This window comes from Streptomyces sp. NPDC037054 (assembly GCF_055606745.1).
The window spans coordinates 160,143-175,526 of the sequence record NZ_JBVJSJ010000013.1 but is presented as its reverse complement, the minus strand read 5'-3'; the positions used below and the strand labels follow the sequence as shown (position 1 = coordinate 175,526).

Below are 15,384 nucleotides of genomic sequence, written 5' to 3'. Positions count from 1 at the left end.
CCGTGTCCAAGGACACAGCCGGCTCCGGGGCCCCTACGGCAACTGCCGTACTTCGCCTCAGTTTTGGTGCTAGCGCAGCCGCGCCATCAGCGCGTGCTCCACCAAAGTGATCAGCGCGTCCTTGGCATCGGCGCGGTGCCGGGCGTCCGTCGTGATGATCGGAGTGTCCGGGCCGATCTGCAGCGCCTCCCGCACCTCCTCCGGTGCGTAGGGCTGCTGGCCGTCGAAACCGTTCAGCGCGACGACGAACGGCAGGCCGCTGTTCTCGAAGTAGTCGACGGCCGGGAAGCAGTCGGCCAGCCGGCGGGTGTCCACCAGCACGACCGCGCCGATCGCGCCGCGCACCAGGTCGTCCCACATGAACCAGAAGCGGTCCTGGCCCGGCGTGCCGAACAGGTACAGGATCAGGTCCTGGTCGAGCGTGATGCGGCCGAAGTCCATGGCCACCGTGGTGGTGGTCTTGTCCCCGGTGTGGGTCAGGTCGTCGATGCCCGCGCTGGCGGACGTCATGACGGCCTCCGTGCGCAGCGGGTTGATCTCCGAAACGGCGCCCACGAACGTGGTCTTGCCCACGCCGAAACCGCCCGCCACCACGATCTTCGCCGAGGTGGTCGCGCGGCCCCCGTCAGAGCTTGCGAAGTCCACTGAGCACCCTTTCGAGCAGTGTCACGTCCGGCGCACCGGTCGTCTCGTCGCCGCCGGGCTGGTGGATCGCGACGAGACCGGCCTCAGCCAGGTCCGCGACGAGGATCCGGGCCACGCCCAGCGGCATGTTCAGCAGCGCGGACACCTCGGCGACCGACTTCACCTCACGGCACAGGTGGCAGATGCGCTGGTGTTCCGGGAGCAGCCCCATGAGTGCTGCCGGGTCGGCCGTCGTGCTGATCAGCGCCTCTATGGCGAGCTGATAGCGCGGCCTGGTCCGGCCGCCGGTCATCGCGTACGGACGAACCAGCGGCTGGTCGCCCTCGTCCTCGTACGGCTCCGCGTACGGATCATGAGAGGCGGTGGGCGGGGTCATGAATCCTCCGGACGGGACAGCAGGTTGGTCAGTCGTGCCGTCTGACAGGGCCGGTGGGGGGATTGTGGCGGCCGGACGGTGATTTCGTGAGACGGGTGGTGCCGGGGCCGATCAGTGAAGCAGACTTCCCTGGAGCTCGGCGCGCAGGTCTGGCGTGAGCACCGCGCCCGCGCGGTCGACCAGCAGCGCCATTTCGTAGCCGACGAGGCCGATGTCGCACTCCGGGTGCGACAGTACGGCGAGCGACGATCCGTCCGAGATGGACATCAGGAAGAGGAACCCCCGTTCCATTTCCACGACCGTCTGTGCCACCGTGCCGCCGTCGAAGATCCGGGAGGCCCCGGCCGTCAGCGAGGTCAGCCCCGAGGCGACCGCCGCGAGCTGGTCGGCGCGGTCGCGCGGGAAGCCCTCCGACATCGCCAGGAGGAGACCGTCGGCGGACACGACGACGGTGTGGGACACCCCTGGGGTGTTGTCCACGAAGTTGGTGATCAACCAGTTGAGGTTCTGTGCCGCCTGGCTCATCGGGCTCAACTAACGCTCCTGCTGGTGAGTGGGCCGTGGGAAGCTGCCGGTCTGGCCGGACCCGGCCTGACGACCCTGTGCGATACCCCGACGCAGATTGGTCAGCCGGCCGCGCACGTCGTCGGGCGCGCGCGAGACCTGCGGACCGCTCTGGTGCGGTTGCTGCTGAGCCGTGCCCGGGACGAGGTTCGCCCTGGGCACCCGACGCGGCAGGCCGGAGGTGGTCACGCCACCGGCGGCCGGCTGCCGCACTCGTTCTGCCTGCCGTACGAGATCGTCGTTCGGCGAGCTGCGCCACGGGGTGGCGCCGGGACGCTGCGGGCCCGTGGGGGCCTCCGGCTGCTGCGGCGACGCCGGTGCGGAGCCGTTGCTCTGCTCCTGCGCCTCCTGCCGCCCCGCGCCGTGGAACCAGTTGGTCTCCAGCGTGTCGTACAGCGGCGTACGACCGTCACCGGGACCGGCCGGGGGCAGCGCCTCCGGGTCCTGGCGGGCCGGCCGCTGCGGGGCCGACGGGCGCGAGGCGCCGAAGTCGAAGCCGCCGCGCGTGCCGCCCGAGGGCCGCTGGAAGTCGCCCGCGCCCTGCGGGGTGTCCGCCCCGTTTCCGCGGCCCGGCAGCGCGTGCCGGCCGGTCGAGCCGCTGTCCTGGCCCGGACCGGCGAACTGGCCGGCCGAACCGGCGTCGTAGGCCTGCGGCGCCGCGAACTGGCCCGTCGAGGACCCGTTGTCCCGGACGGCCGGGGCACCGAAGACGTCCGGGCGGACGAACTGGCCGCCGCCCTGCTGGGACTCCGTGCCGGGACGGGTGAACCGACCCGCGTCGTGAGGGCTCTCGGGAGCGGCGTGGTCGGGGCGGGCGAAGTCGCCCGCGGGGCCCTGCCGCTCGTCGTGACGCGGGACCACCGGGATCTCGGCCGTCGAGCCGGGACCCTGCCGGTCGTCGATCCGCGGCATGCGCGAGGTGCGGCCGGAGTCCTGCTCGTCGTGGCCGCGCGGGGCGTCCAGCGAGGCGCGCGGCACCGGCGGCTGGGCGTTCTCGTCGCTCCAACTGGGCCGGGACGGCTGGGGGTTGCCACCGGGCAGCTCGGCACGCGGACCACCGCGCGGCGGGAGCTGCGGGCGACGGCCCTGCTCGTCGTTGCCGCCGCGCTGCCGGCCGGCGAACGCGTCCTGGTCGCCGCCGTGCGGCCCATTGGCCCCCATGCCCTGCGGCCCGTTCGGAGCGGCCGCCTGCAGGCCCTGCGGGGCACCCGGGGCCTGCGCGCCGAAACCGGCGCCCGCGCCGGCCGGAGCCGGACGCTGCTGGGGAGGAACGGGGCCCTGCGGGCCGCGTGCGCCGCCCGGCGCACCCGGGCGAGCGCCGTCCCGGCCGGGCAGCGCGGCGCGCGGACCCTGACCGGCGCCGAGCCGGCCACCGCCGGACGGACCGGCGCCGAGCGCGCCGCCACCGGGACCGCCGGAACCGAGCGCGCCACCGGGTCCACCGCCCTGACCGGCCGCACGGCGGGCGGCCGCCACACCGGCGGCGGCCTGCGCGGCGGCGGGACCGCCACCGGACTGCTGACCCTGCTTGGGCTGGGGCTTCTTGCCGCCCTGGGCGACGTCGACGGGCAGCATGACCAGCGCGGTCGTACCGCCGGAGTCGGACGGGCGGAGCTGGATGCGGATGCCGTGGCGCTGCGAGAGGCGGCCGACCACGAACAGACCCATGCGGCGGGAGACGGAGACGTCCACGGTGGGCGGCGAGGCGAGCCGCTCGTTGATCGCCGCCAGGTCCTCCGGCGACAGACCGATACCCGTGTCGTGGATCTCGATCAGCACCCGGCCGTCGGGCAGCGCGTGACCGGTGACCTTGACCTTGGTCTGCGGCGAGGAGAACGACGTCGCGTTCTCCAGCAGCTCGGCGAGCAGGTGCACGAGGTCGTTGACGACCCGGCCTGCCACCTCGGTGGTCGGCACGGCGGCCAGCTCGATGCGCTCGTACTGCTCCACCTCGGACGCCGCGGCGCGGAGCACGTCGACCAGCGGGACCGGGCGGGTCCAGCGGCGGCCGGGCTCCTCGCCCGCGAGGACGAGGAGGTTCTCGCCGTTACGGCGCATGCGGGTCGCGAGGTGGTCCAGCTTGAACAGCGAGGACAGCTGGTCCGGGTCGGCCTCGCGGGACTCCAGCTCGGAGATCAGCGACAGCTGGCGCTGGATCAGACCCTGGGAGCGGCGCGAGAGGTTGGTGAACATCGCGTTGACGTTGCCCCGCAGCAGGGCCTGCTCGGCGGCGAGGCGGACCGCCTCGCGGTGCACGTCGTCGAACGCCGCGGCCACCCGGCCGATCTCGTCCCGGGAGTGCACACCGACCGACTCCACGGACGTGTCGACGTCCTGCGGGTCGGACTCGGACAGCTGCTTGACCAGCTCGGGCAGGCGGTCCTGGGCGACCCGCGTCGCGGTCTCCTCCAGGCGGCGCAGCGAGCGGATCATGGAGCGGGCCACGACGAAGGCGCCGACCAGCGACACACCGAGGACGAGCAGGATCAGCGCACCGGAGATGATCGCCTCGCGCTCGGAGGCGCTGCGCAGCTCGCGGGCCTTCTGCTCCATGTCCTCGAGCAGCGTGTGCTCGATCTTCTTCATCTGCTCGATCTTGGTCGAGCTGTCGTCGACCCAGTCCAGGTAGGACCGCTTCTCCAGCGACTTCAGCGAACCCGCGCGGTTCAGCGCGCGGCTGGCGTAGGTGTCGGTGGACTCGATCGTCGGGTTGCCCTCGTTGATGGGCTTCAGCAGCTCCTCGGCGTTCTCGTCGCCGTAGATGCTCTTGAAGCTGCGCAGTTCCGAGGTCTGGCTCTGCAGGGCCGACTCGGCGTAGAGCCGGTCGTTCTCGGAAAGGTTGCCGAAGGTGTTGTCGCTGGCGGGCAGGGCCGCCGCGATCACGGCGCGCTGGATCGAGGCGTACTCCTTGGCGGAGGAGAACGCCGACAGCGCGCGCGTGCGCTGGATCATCTCCGGGTTGCTCGTCGCCTCGGACATGTCCTGCGAGAGGTCGAGCAGGTGGGTGATCAGACGGTGGTAGGCCTCGACCGTCTGCGTGGAGTTGTCCTCGGCCTCGTACGCGCTGGCGCGGATCTTGCTGAGGGTGTTCAGGTCCGTGGCGAGGCCGACGAGGCTGTCGCGGACGCCGAGGAGGTTGCCGTCCTTGGCCGCGTTGTCGACCTCCTCGGAGGCGGTGAGGAAGTTGTCCAGGGCGCGGTCGGTCTTGTCGCGGTAGCCCTTGACGGTGAAGCCGGTGGCCTTCGAGCCGTGGGCCAGCGGACCGGCCGACTGGTCGCGCTCCTCCTGGAGCGCGGCGGCCAGCTCGGTGGCCTGCTTCGTCATGTCCGTCAGCAGCTTCATGTTGTCGAGCTGCTGGATGTCGTCCATGGACTGGTTGATGCGCAGCGCGCCCAGCGAGGTGGCCGCGACCACGGGCAGCGCGAGCAGCGACACCAGTCGGGTCGAGATGCGCCAGTTGCGCAGGGCCACGCGGGAGCCGGGGCCGCTGGGATTCTTGACGGTCGCGGGGGCCGGCGCGGAGCCGGACGAGGACGCGCCGGGGCGCCCGGGGCGCTCACCGCCGTCGCCGGACTGGCCCGGGTTCTGGGCGTGCTGGGGCGAGGAGCTGCCGGCCATCGGGCCAGTCCCGCCGTGCTCCGGCTCCGCCGAAGCGCTGCCATCCCTCTTGAAACGTCCCTGCACTAGCGTCGCAACCTCTGGACCAGGCGTCCCGCCGCGTGAACGGCGAAGACGGTGTCGGCGTCTTGGGGCCGCCCTGAAAACGTCCCCATGGTGGTCGTGAGTGACCGGCGCTGGTTCCCCCTTCTCGCCGCCACTCGGCGCGTTCTGTTGCGCCCCCTGTGCGCCGGCTCGATCCTGCGGCGGTCCGTGGAATTCCAGCACAGTGCAGGATCTCCAACAAGGCCCGTGGGCGAGCCCGTGACGACCGTGACGCCTTGTGAGTGCCGTGTCACCGGACGTAGAAAGTGATCCACGGCAAAACGGACCTATACCCGCGAGTTGCCGTGGGGCGTCTGGTGTCCCAGTCGCCATGATCAGGAGCGGAATGGTGGGTTCAGGCGGGCAATGTCCGTTTCGCCGAGGTCGAATGGCGGTCCGGATTGCCTGATTTGCCCGCCCGCTCGTGAGCAAACTCACACACTGATCATGAGCCCTTCACCGCATGGGCGGGAAGTTGAATGTTTAGCCTGACGCTTTACAGAGATGGCAAATCCGACAACCCGCGCCCGGCCGGCGTCCGCTGACGCTCCCCGGGCGCCCTGACGACAAGGTCTCGTACAACCGTGAAGACGACGATGATGTTCCACAAGATCGCCAATCCGCAACGCACGACGCTGGCCCACCTCAAGGGCGCCGACGAACTGCGCAAGCCGGAGCAGCCGGAGCACGGCGTCGAACTTCCCACCCAGACCGCGAACCCCCGGCGCACCGTCCTGGACGAGATCCCCGCCACGGTGTCCGCCGGCCAGTAGCCGCACCGCACACGAGGGCGCCCACGACGAGGGGCGCCCTTCGTCGTCCCCGGAGCGGTACAGCCCCGAAGCGTTGTCGCGCTGCCGCGCGCCGGTATTGCGCGAGGCACGGGCCCGTCGCCGCGTTAGCCTGGAGCGTCAGACTCCAGCCGCTTCAGTCAAGGGGCCAAGCATCCCGTGCGCATCGCCAGATTCTCCATCGACGGGAACGTAGCCTTCGGAGCCGTCGAGGGCGACAAGCCCGACGAACTCGTCCTCGACATCATCAAGGGCATCCCGTTCGCGGACTTCGAGCTCTCCGGCACCAAGGTTCCGGTGAGCAAGGTACGGCTGCTGCCGCCGGTGCTCCCCAACAAGGTCGTCGCCTTCGGCCGCAACTACGCCGAACACGCGCGGGAGCTGGGCAACGACGTCCCCGACGCCCCGTTCGCCTTCTTCAAGCCGTCGACCTCCGTCATCGGCCCCGGCGACGAGATCCAGTACCCGTCGTTCTCCGAGGAACTGCACCACGAGGCCGAGCTGGCCGTCGTCATCGGCCGCATGTGCCGCGAGGTGCCCCGCGCGCGCGTCAAGGACGTGATCTTCGGCTACACCTGCGCCAACGACGTCACCGCGCGCGACGTCCAGAAGCGCGAGAAGCAGTGGGCCCGGGCCAAGGGCTTCGACACCTCCTGCCCGCTCGGCCCCTGGGTGGAGACCGAACTCGACGCGAGTGACCTGACCATCCAGCTCACGGTCGACGGCCGGCAGCGCCAACTCGGCCGCACCAGCGAGATGATCCACTCCGTCGAGGACCTGATCGTCAACATCACCGAGGCCATGACGCTGCTTCCCGGCGACGTGATCCTCACCGGCACCCCCGCGGGGGTCGGCCCCCTCAACGTCGGCGACGAGGTCGCCGTCACCATCGAAGGCATCGGCACTCTCACCAACAAGGTTGTCAAGCGTGGCTAGCGCACCCGGCACTCCCGTACGCGTCCGTTTCTGCCCCTCGCCCACCGGTAACCCCCACGTGGGCCTGGTCCGCACCGCCCTGTTCAACTGGGCGTTCGCCCGGCACCACCAGGGCACCCTGGTCTTCCGCATCGAGGACACCGACGCGGCCCGCGACTCCGAGGAGTCCTACGAGCAGCTGCTCGACTCGATGCGCTGGCTGGGCTTCGACTGGGACGAGGGCCCCGAGATCGGCGGCCCCCACGCGCCGTACCGCCAGTCGCAGCGCATGGACATCTACGCGGACGTCGCGCGAAAGCTCCTCGACGCCGGCCACGCCTACCGCTGCTACTGCTCCCAGGAGGAGCTGGACACCCGCCGCGAGGCCGCCCGCGCCGCCGGCAGGCCGTCCGGCTACGACGGCCACTGCCGCGAGCTGACCGCCGCCCAGGTCGAGGAGTACGAGGCGCAGGGCAGGCAGCCCATCGTCCGCTTCCGCATGCCGGACGAGACGATCACCTTCACCGACCTGGTCCGCGGCGAGCTGACCTTCACCCCGGAGAACGTCCCCGACTACGGCATCGTCCGCGCCAACGGCGCCCCGCTGTACACGCTGGTCAACCCGGTCGACGACGCCCTCATGGAGATCACGCACGTGCTGCGCGGCGAGGACCTGCTGTCCTCCACCCCGCGCCAGATCGCCCTGTACAAGGCGCTGATCGAGCTGGGCGTCGCCAAGGAGATCCCGCAGTTCGGCCACCTGCCGTACGTGATGGGCGAGGGCAACAAGAAGCTCTCCAAGCGCGACCCGCAGTCGAGCCTGAACCTCTACCGCGAGCGCGGCTTCCTCCCCGAGGGCCTGCTCAACTACCTCTCCCTGCTCGGCTGGTCCCTCTCCGCCGACCAGGACATCTTCACGATCGAGGAGATGGTCGCGGCCTTCGACGTCAGTGACGTCAACCCCAACCCGGCCCGCTTCGACCTGAAGAAGTGCGAGGCGATCAACAGCGACCACATCCGCATGCTGGACGTGAAGGACTTCACCGAGCGCTGCGCGCCGTGGCTGAAGGCCCCCTTCGCGCCCTGGGCCCCGGAGGACTTCGACGAGGCCAAGTGGCAGGCGATCGCCCCGCACGCGCAGACCCGCCTCAAGGTCCTCTCCGAGATCACGGACAACGTCGACTTCCTCTTCCTGCCGCGGCCGGTGGAGGACGAGGCGAGCTGGGCGAAGGCCATGAAGGACGGCTCCGACGCCCTGCTGCGCACGGCCCGCGAGAAGCTGGAGGCGGCCGACTGGTCGTCCGCGGAGTCCCTCAAGGAGGCCGTCCTTGCCGCCGGCGAGGCCCACGGCCTCAAGCTCGGCAAGGCCCAGGCCCCGGTCCGCGTCGCCGTCACCGGCCGCACGGTCGGCCTGCCCCTCTTCGAGTCCCTGGAGATCCTGGGCAAGGAGACGACGCTGGCCCGCATCGACGCGGCGCTCGCGAAGCTCGCCGCCTGACCCTTCGCCGTACGCCTCTCGGGGCGGCAGCCACCACGGCTGCCGCCCCCGCGGCATTCACCACGCCCGTGTCCGCCCTGGAGCCGCCTGGCGCCCACCTCCGTCCACCGCTGCCGCAAAAGGCCCGGCGGGCACGGCGGTCCGGGCGCTACGGTCGGTGGCATGAGCGTCAGAGCCGTGGTGTGGGACGTCGACGACACCCTCTTCGACTACACGTCCGCCGACCGGGCCGGCATGCGCGGCCACCTCGCCGCCGAGGGCCTCCTCGGCGCGTACGACGGTGTCGAGCGGGCCCTCGACCACTGGCGCGAGATCACCGACCGCCAGTGGGCGCGGTTCGCGGCGGGGGAGGTGTCGTTCGAGGACCAGCGCCGCGACCGCGTCCGCGTGTTCGTCGGCCGCGACCTCACCGATGCCGAGGCCGACGCCTGGTTCCAGCGCTACATCGGCCACTACGAGGCCGCCTGGGCGCTCTTCCCGGACGTACTGCCCGTCCTGGACGCCCTCGCCGGCAGCCACCGGCACGCCGTGCTGTCCAACTCCAGCCTCCACGTCCAGGACCGCAAACTGCGCGTGCTCGGCGTCCACGACCGCTTCGAGACCATCCTGTGCGCGGCCGAACTGGGCGTCTCCAAGCCCGAGCCCGCCGCGTTCCGCGCCGCCTGCGACGCGCTCGGCCTGCCCGCGCACGAGGTCGCGTACGTCGGCGACCACCCGGAGATCGACGGGCGCGGAGCCGCCGAGGCGGGCCTGCTGTCGGTGTGGATCGACCGCGGCGGCGCGTACGCCACGCTGGAGCCCCCGACGGGCCCCCACCGCATCGCGTCGCTCGCCGAACTCCCCGCGCTCCTCGGCGCCGATACTCGTTTTGGAGCCCCGTCCACCTTCAGGTAATGTTCTTCCTGCGCCGCGGGGAGCGGGCCGAAAGGCCGGAGCCCCGGAGCGTACAACTAGAACGAGATCCCCTCAGGGGCTTGCGTTCCAGTGGCCTATGGTGTAATTGGCAGCACGACTGATTCTGGTTCAGTTAGTCTTGGTTCGAGTCCAGGTAGGCCAGCTCGCAGAGCTCATCTGCACCGCGGATCACATCCGCAAAGCCCCCGTTGTGTAGCGGCCTAGCACGCTGCCCTCTCAAGGCAGTAGCGCCGGTTCGAATCCGGTCGGGGGTACGGATCCTTCGGGATCAGGGCCCCCGTTGTGTAGCGGCCTAGCACGCCGCCCTCTCAAGGCGGTAGCGCCGGTTCGAATCCGGTCGGGGGTACTCAGAGGTCTAAACCACCTTTGGTCTATGGTGTAATTGGCAGCACGACTGATTCTGGTTCAGTTAGTCTTGGTTCGAGTCCAGGTAGACCAGCTCGGACCTGCGGAAACGCAGGGTCCACGCCCCCGTTGTGTAGCGGCCTAGCACGCCGCCCTCTCAAGGCGGTAGCGCCGGTTCGAATCCGGTCGGGGGTACGGGACGATGGCTCTTCGCCTTGGCGGTATCGCTGAGGCGGGGGGCCATCGCTGTTTGTACGGCGTCTGAGGGTCGTCTGTGGTTGCTCTCGCGCAGTTCCCCGCGCCCCGAAAACGGTCGGTCGCGCACCGTCTCTCGTCCTGCCGCGGCGTTGAGGCGGGACCGAGAGGCAGCGCGCGACCGGTGGGGTCAGCTGGAGCGGCGCAGGGCCTCCGAGAGGCGGCCGGCCGCGTCGATGACCGCCTGGGCGTGCATGCGGCCCGGGTGCCGAGTGAGGCGCTCGATGGGGCCGGAGACCGAGACGGCGGCCACCACACGGTTCGAGGGGCCGCGCACGGGCGCGGAGACGGAGGCCACACCGGGCTCCCGCTCGCCGATGGACTGGGCCCAGCCGCGGCGCCTGACGCCCGACAGGGCCGTCGCCGTGAAGCGGGCGCCCTGGAGGCCGCGGTGCAGCCGCTCGGGCTCCTCCCAGGCCATCAGGATCTGCGCCGAGGAACCGGCCTTCATCGTGAGCGTGGACCCGACGGGGACCGTGTCCCTGAGGCCCGACAGCCGCTCCGCCGCGGCGACGCAGATGCGCATGTCGCCCTGGCGGCGGTAGAGCTGCGCGCTCTCGCCCGTGACGTCACGCAGGTGCGTGAGCACCGGTCCGGCCGTCGCCAGCAGGCGGTCCTCGCCCGCCGCCGCGGCCAGCTCTGCCAGGCGGGGGCCGAGGATGAACCGCCCCTGCATGTCGCGCGCCACCATGCGGTGGTGCTCCAGCGCCACGGCCAGGCGGTGGGCCGTGGGTCGTGCCAGTCCGGTCGCCGCGACCAGACCCGCGAGGGTGGCCGGACCGGACTCCAGAGCGCTCAGGACGAGGGCCGCCTTGTCCAGAACGCCGACGCCGCTACTGTTGTCCATGCAACGATACTTGCGTCTCACTCTGTGAAACGCAAGTTCAATTTTCCGTGGAACACGCCACTCTGGAACCCACGAAGGCACAGCGGCCCGTGACCAGGGCCTGGCGGCGGACGCCCGAGGACAGGGGCGCGGGCGCCGTCTCCTCAGAGATCTCTAGTTGGGCCGGCGCACTCCTTGCCGGCCGGAGGGAAAGCGATGGGTAGGACACTCGCGGAGAAGGTCTGGGACGACCACGTCGTCCGGCGCGCCGAGGGCGAGCCCGACCTCCTCTTCATCGATCTGCACCTGCTGCACGAGGTGACCAGCCCGCAGGCCTTCGACGGCCTCCGCAAGAGCGGGCGCAGGGTGCGCCGGCTCGACCTGACCATCGCGACCGAGGACCACAACACCCCGACCCTCGACATCGACAAGCCCATCGCGGACCCGGTCTCCCGCGTCCAGCTGGAGACGCTGCGCGCGAACTGCGCCGAGTTCGGTGTGCGTCTGCACCCGCTGGGCGACGTCGAGCAGGGCGTCGTGCACGTCGTCGGCCCGCAGCTGGGTCTGACCCAGCCCGGCACCACGGTCGTCTGCGGCGACTCGCACACCTCCACGCACGGCGCCTTCGGCGCGCTGGCCTTCGGCATCGGCACCTCCCAGGTCGAGCACGTGCTGGCCACCCAGACGCTGCCGATGTCCCGCCCCAAGACCATGGCGATCACGGTCAACGGCGCACTCCCCGAGGGTGTCACGGCCAAGGACCTGATCCTGGCGATCATCGCGAAGATCGGCACCGGCGGCGGCCAGGGCTACGTCCTGGAATACCGCGGCGAGGCCATCGAGAACCTCTCGATGGAGGCCCGGATGACCATCTGCAACATGTCGATCGAGGCCGGCGCCCGCGCGGGCATGATCGCCCCCGACCAGACCACCTTCGACTACCTCAAGGGCCGCCCGCACGCCCCCGAGGGCGCCGACTGGGACGCCGCCGTCGCGTACTGGAAGACGCTGCGCACCGACGACGACGCCGAGTTCGACGCCGAGGTCGTCATCGAGGCCGCCGAACTGTCGCCGTTCGTCACCTGGGGCACCAACCCCGGCCAGGGCGCGCCGCTTTCGGCAGCCGTCCCCGACCCGGCTTCGTACGAAGACGCATCGGAGCGCCACGCCGCCGAAAAGGCCCTGGAATACATGGGGTTGGAGGCCGGGCAGCCGCTGCGCTCCATCAAGGTGGACACCGTCTTCGTAGGTTCCTGCACCAACGGCCGCATCGAGGACCTGCGCAACGCCGCCGAGATCCTCAAGGGCCGCAAAGTCGCCGACGGCGTACGGATGCTGGTCGTCCCCGGCTCCGCGCGGGTCGGTCTGCAGGCCGTCTCCGAGGGCCTCGACGTGGTCTTCAAGGAGGCCGGCGCCGAATGGCGGCACGCGGGCTGCTCGATGTGCCTGGGCATGAACCCCGACCAGCTCGCCCCCGGTGAGCGCTCCGCGTCCACCTCCAACCGCAACTTCGAGGGCCGGCAGGGCAAGGGCGGCCGCACCCACCTGGTGTCGCCGCAGGTCGCGGCGGCCACGGCGGTCCTGGGCCACCTGGCATCGCCGGCCGACCTGTCCGACGCCGAAGTCCGTACGCCCGCTGGAGTCTGAGAGCCATGGAAGCATTCACCACCCACACCGGCCGGGCCGTCCCGCTGCGCCGCAGCAACGTCGACACCGACCAGATCATCCCCGCCCACTGGCTCAAGAAGGTGACCCGGGACGGGTTCGAGGACGGGCTCTTCGAGGCCTGGCGCAAGGACGAGACGTTCATCCTCAACCAGCCCGAGCGCAAGGGCGCCACGGTCCTGGTCGCCGGCCCCGACTTCGGCACCGGCTCCTCCCGCGAGCACGCCGTCTGGGCGCTGCAGAACTACGGCTTCAAGGCCGTCATCTCCTCCCGCTTCGCCGACATCTTCCGCGGCAACTCGCTCAAGAACGGCCTGCTCACGGTGGTTCTGGAGCAGAAGACCGTGGACGCCCTGTGGGAGCTGACCGAGCAGGACCCGACGGCCGAGGTCACCGTCGACCTGGAGCGCCGCGAAGTGCGCGCTGAGGGCATCACCGCCTCCTTCGAACTGGACGAGAACGCCCGCTGGCGACTACTGAACGGCCTCGACGACATCTCCATCACGCTCCAGAACGAGGCCGACATCGCCGCGTACGAGGCGAAGCGCCCCGCCTTCAAGCCGAGCACCGTCCAGGTCTGAACCACCCGACGCGCCTGACGCGTCCGGCATCAGCGCCTGGGAGAGGTCGAATTCCGGCCACCGCGACACCCCCGCCGTACCCCCGATCAGCCCGATCGGGGGTACGGCCGTTTCTGTACCCGAACGGCCCTGCCCCGTCGGCCCGGCGCTGTCAACTTCCCACGTTAGAGCGGTGATTGGCGGGGTACGCGAGGTGCGTGGCCGCGACGGCCGCACACGCCAGGAAGGCCTTTTGAGGCGGCAGTTGCCCCCTGCGCAGGCGACAACTCGCCCCAGATGGCACAATCTGTGCATGGAACACGACGGCCAACTCCAGCTCTATGCGGCGGTCGCGGTCCAACTCAAGGAAGCGCACGCAAGGGTGCGCGCACTGCAAGTCCCGGAGGGCGTACGGATGGCGCTGACCCGGAAGCTGCTGGTCATTACGGCCGTGGCCAAGCACGATCTCGCCGATGCGGCAAGGCGTCTGGAGCGGTTCACGACGGACCTCGACGAGGGTCGGCTCCCCGAAGAGGAACGCTGAACAGCCCGAGGCGGCCGAGTCCGTTGCGGCACAAGGGTGATAAGCCCGTTTCGTGTTTGATTTGCGGTATATATCTGCCTAACGTGCGAAAAAGCTTGAACACTTTCGTTCTGGCAATGTCTCCGAAGGGGAAGACGTGAACAAGGCGCAGCTCGTAGAAACGATTGCCGACAAGATGGGCGGCCGCCAGCAGGCCGCCGATGCTGTCGACGCGGTCCTGGACGCCATCGTCCGCGCGGTCGTCGCGGGTGACCGGGTCTCGGTCACCGGCTTCGGTTCCTTCGAGAAGGTGGACCGTCCCGCCCGCTACGCCCGCAACCCCCAGACGGGCGAGCGGGTTCGGGTCAAGAAGACCTCCGTGCCCCGCTTCCGCGCGGGCCAGGGCTTCAAGGACCTGGTGAGCGGCTCGAAGAAGCTCCCGAAGAACGACGTCGCCGTGAAGAAGGCGCCCAAGGGCAGCCTGACCGGCGGGGCTTCCGCGACGGTCAAGAAGGCCGCCGCGAAGAAGGCCACCAGCAAGACGGCCGCCGCGAAGAAGACCACCGCGAAGAAGACCACGGCCAAGAAGACGACGGCCGCGGCCAAGAAGACCACGGCGAAGAAGGCGCCCGCCAAGAAGACCACGGCGACCGCCAAGACCGCCGCCGCGAAGAAGACCACCGCGAAGAAGACGGCGGCCAAGAAGGCTCCGGCGAAGAAGGCGACGGCCAAGAAGGCCCCCGCCAAGAAGTCGACCGCCCGCAAGACCACCGCCAAGAAGGCCACCGCCCGCAAGAAGTAAGCGGCACAGGGGTACTCACGCGCCGGGCCGGACTCCGCGACGGAGTCCGGCCCGCGGCGTGTCCGGGAGCGCCCGGAGGGTTCCGGGGGTTCAGAGGGTGGGCAGCGGGTTCAGAAGGTCTGCAGCGTCACCAGCGTGATCCGCCGGGCCTCGCCCTCGCCGTCCGTCTCGACGCGCACCCGCTGCCCGGGCCGCAGCAGCCTCAGGCCCCCCGCGTCGAACGCCGCCGCGTCGAAGGGCACCGGGGTGCCGTCGTCCAGCAGCACCTGCCCGCTGCGGCTTTCGGGGTCGTACGTGTATGCGGTCGCCTGCATGACGGCAGCCTACTGCCCCGGTATGAGCAACCGCGCGGCGACCGAGGCCGTGCGGGAGCCCACGCCCAGCGCGAGCGCCGCCCGCAGATCGTCGCCGGTGTCCACGTCCTGGCGTACCGAATCCACCGCGTCCAGCAGCAGTTCCACGGCGCCGGACGCGCGGTGCCGGGCCCGGGATTCCGGGCCGAAGGCCGGCCGCAATTCGCGGGCCGGACCCGCGGTCAGCAGCGTCGTGCCGATTGCGGCCGCGTCGGCGAGAAATGCGCGCGGGAATTCGGCGGCCCCTTCCAGAACCCGCGCCAATTCCGGCGGGCGGAGCGCGGGAAGATCGGCGTTCAGGGCCGCCACCGGACTTCGGGGACGCGTCGCCCGCACGATCGTCGCCGCATGCGCGAGGGCCGCGTTGAGTCCCGTTCCCGGTTCGTCGGCGACGATCCGGGCGCCCAGTGCGGAAAGCTCCCGGCCGGCCCGGACGTCGTCCGTGACGACTGCCACATCCCGCACCGCGGGGCAGGCCAGCGCGGCGGCCACCGTGTCCTGCGCGAACGCCAGCGCCAGTCCGGGCCGCAGCCCCTCGTCCGCCGTGTCCGAAAGCCTGCTCTTGGCGTGCGCCAAGGGCTTCAGGGGTATGACCAGGGTCCACTGCACCGGCGTTCCGTCCCTCCCTTGTCGCGCTCATTGTCACCCG

General features: G+C 70.7%; 15 protein-coding genes and 5 tRNA genes. 13 read left to right on the top strand and 7 right to left on the bottom strand.

Annotated elements, in window-relative coordinates:
• Positions 1-69 precede the first annotated feature (69 nt).
• The 4 genes from ACZ7D7_RS27840 to ACZ7D7_RS27825 all read right to left on the bottom strand — a co-directional run bounded on the left by ACZ7D7_RS27840 (position 70) and on the right by ACZ7D7_RS27825 (position 5,269).
• Positions 70-645 carry a GTP-binding protein gene (locus ACZ7D7_RS27840; RefSeq protein ID WP_470827796.1) on the bottom strand — a complete coding sequence of 192 codons (576 nt, stop codon included), beginning with the start codon at positions 643-645 and terminating at the stop codon, positions 70-72.
• Complete coding sequence (locus ACZ7D7_RS27835) at positions 626-1,021, bottom strand: DUF742 domain-containing protein (RefSeq protein ID WP_159535968.1); 396 nt, start codon at positions 1,019-1,021, stop codon at positions 626-628. The genes ACZ7D7_RS27840 and ACZ7D7_RS27835 overlap by 20 nt, the downstream gene beginning before the upstream one ends.
• Before the next feature lie 111 nt (positions 1,022-1,132).
• Entirely contained in the window at positions 1,133-1,546 is a 414-nt protein-coding gene (locus ACZ7D7_RS27830) for a roadblock/LC7 domain-containing protein (RefSeq protein WP_279551389.1), read from the bottom strand.
• Between the two features lie 9 nt (positions 1,547-1,555).
• Positions 1,556-5,269 carry a sensor histidine kinase gene (locus ACZ7D7_RS27825; RefSeq protein WP_470827793.1) on the bottom strand — a complete coding sequence of 1,238 codons (3,714 nt, stop codon included), beginning with the start codon at positions 5,267-5,269 and terminating at the stop codon, positions 1,556-1,558.
• Positions 5,270-5,871: 602 nt separating this feature from the next.
• On the opposite strand from ACZ7D7_RS27825, the gene ACZ7D7_RS27820 reads away from it, so the two are divergent.
• The 9 genes from ACZ7D7_RS27820 (at position 5,872) to ACZ7D7_RS27780 (ending at position 9,946) form a co-directional block, all read left to right on the top strand.
• On the top strand, positions 5,872-6,060 hold the full coding sequence (locus ACZ7D7_RS27820) for a hypothetical protein (RefSeq protein WP_470827791.1): 189 nt from the start codon (positions 5,872-5,874) through the stop codon (positions 6,058-6,060).
• Between the two features lie 177 nt (positions 6,061-6,237).
• Positions 6,238-7,014 carry a fumarylacetoacetate hydrolase family protein gene (locus ACZ7D7_RS27815; protein WP_470827789.1) on the top strand — a complete coding sequence of 259 codons (777 nt, stop codon included), beginning with the start codon at positions 6,238-6,240 and terminating at the stop codon, positions 7,012-7,014.
• Positions 7,007-8,491 carry a glutamate--tRNA ligase gene (gene gltX / locus ACZ7D7_RS27810; RefSeq protein WP_470827788.1) on the top strand — a complete coding sequence of 495 codons (1,485 nt, stop codon included), beginning with the start codon at positions 7,007-7,009 and terminating at the stop codon, positions 8,489-8,491. Before ACZ7D7_RS27815 ends, gltX begins: the two co-directional genes overlap by 8 nt.
• Positions 8,492-8,653: 162 nt before the next feature.
• The gene (locus ACZ7D7_RS27805) at positions 8,654-9,385 is read left to right on the top strand and encodes an HAD family hydrolase (RefSeq protein ID WP_470827786.1); all 732 of its coding nucleotides are present in this window, start codon (positions 8,654-8,656) and stop codon (positions 9,383-9,385) included.
• 91 nt (positions 9,386-9,476) lie between these two features.
• Positions 9,477-9,548: transfer RNA gene (locus ACZ7D7_RS27800), tRNA-Gln, on the top strand.
• 39 nt (positions 9,549-9,587) lie between these two features.
• Positions 9,588-9,660, top strand: a tRNA-Glu gene (locus ACZ7D7_RS27795).
• A 19-nt stretch (positions 9,661-9,679) separates the two neighbouring features.
• Positions 9,680-9,752: transfer RNA gene (locus ACZ7D7_RS27790), tRNA-Glu, on the top strand.
• A gap of 21 nt (positions 9,753-9,773) precedes the next feature.
• Positions 9,774-9,845: transfer RNA gene (locus tag ACZ7D7_RS27785), tRNA-Gln, on the top strand.
• Between the two features lie 28 nt (positions 9,846-9,873).
• Positions 9,874-9,946, top strand: a tRNA-Glu gene (locus ACZ7D7_RS27780).
• 190 nt (positions 9,947-10,136) lie between these two features.
• Here ACZ7D7_RS27780 and ndgR read toward each other — a convergent pair.
• Positions 10,137-10,853 carry an IclR family transcriptional regulator NdgR gene (gene ndgR / locus ACZ7D7_RS27775; RefSeq protein WP_030787455.1) on the bottom strand — a complete coding sequence of 239 codons (717 nt, stop codon included), beginning with the start codon at positions 10,851-10,853 and terminating at the stop codon, positions 10,137-10,139.
• A gap of 195 nt (positions 10,854-11,048) precedes the next feature.
• Here ndgR and leuC point away from each other — a divergent pair, with 195 nt between their 5' ends.
• The 4 genes from leuC to ACZ7D7_RS27755 all read left to right on the top strand — a co-directional run bounded on the left by leuC (position 11,049) and on the right by ACZ7D7_RS27755 (position 14,382).
• Complete coding sequence (gene leuC / locus ACZ7D7_RS27770) at positions 11,049-12,479, top strand: 3-isopropylmalate dehydratase large subunit (RefSeq protein ID WP_470827784.1); 1,431 nt, start codon at positions 11,049-11,051, stop codon at positions 12,477-12,479.
• A gap of 5 nt (positions 12,480-12,484) precedes the next feature.
• A complete protein-coding gene (leuD, locus tag ACZ7D7_RS27765; protein WP_470827782.1) occupies positions 12,485-13,078 on the top strand; it encodes a 3-isopropylmalate dehydratase small subunit in 594 nt (197 codons plus the stop codon).
• Between the two features lie 292 nt (positions 13,079-13,370).
• On the top strand, positions 13,371-13,601 hold the full coding sequence (locus tag ACZ7D7_RS27760; protein ID WP_279551371.1) for an SCO5555 family protein: 231 nt from the start codon (positions 13,371-13,373) through the stop codon (positions 13,599-13,601).
• A gap of 136 nt (positions 13,602-13,737) precedes the next feature.
• Positions 13,738-14,382: an HU family DNA-binding protein gene (locus ACZ7D7_RS27755; protein WP_470827781.1), complete on the top strand. Its 645-nt coding sequence runs from the start codon at positions 13,738-13,740 to the stop codon at positions 14,380-14,382.
• Positions 14,383-14,492: 110 nt separating this feature from the next.
• On the opposite strand, the gene ACZ7D7_RS27750 is transcribed toward ACZ7D7_RS27755, so the two are convergent.
• Positions 14,493-14,696 (bottom strand): hypothetical protein, encoded by a 204-nt coding sequence (locus ACZ7D7_RS27750; protein ID WP_279551369.1) that lies wholly within the window; start codon positions 14,694-14,696, stop codon positions 14,493-14,495.
• A 9-nt stretch (positions 14,697-14,705) separates the two neighbouring features.
• Positions 14,706-15,344 (bottom strand): 2-phospho-L-lactate guanylyltransferase, encoded by a 639-nt coding sequence (gene cofC, locus ACZ7D7_RS27745; RefSeq protein ID WP_470827780.1) that lies wholly within the window; start codon positions 15,342-15,344, stop codon positions 14,706-14,708.
• Positions 15,345-15,384 lie beyond the last annotated feature (40 nt).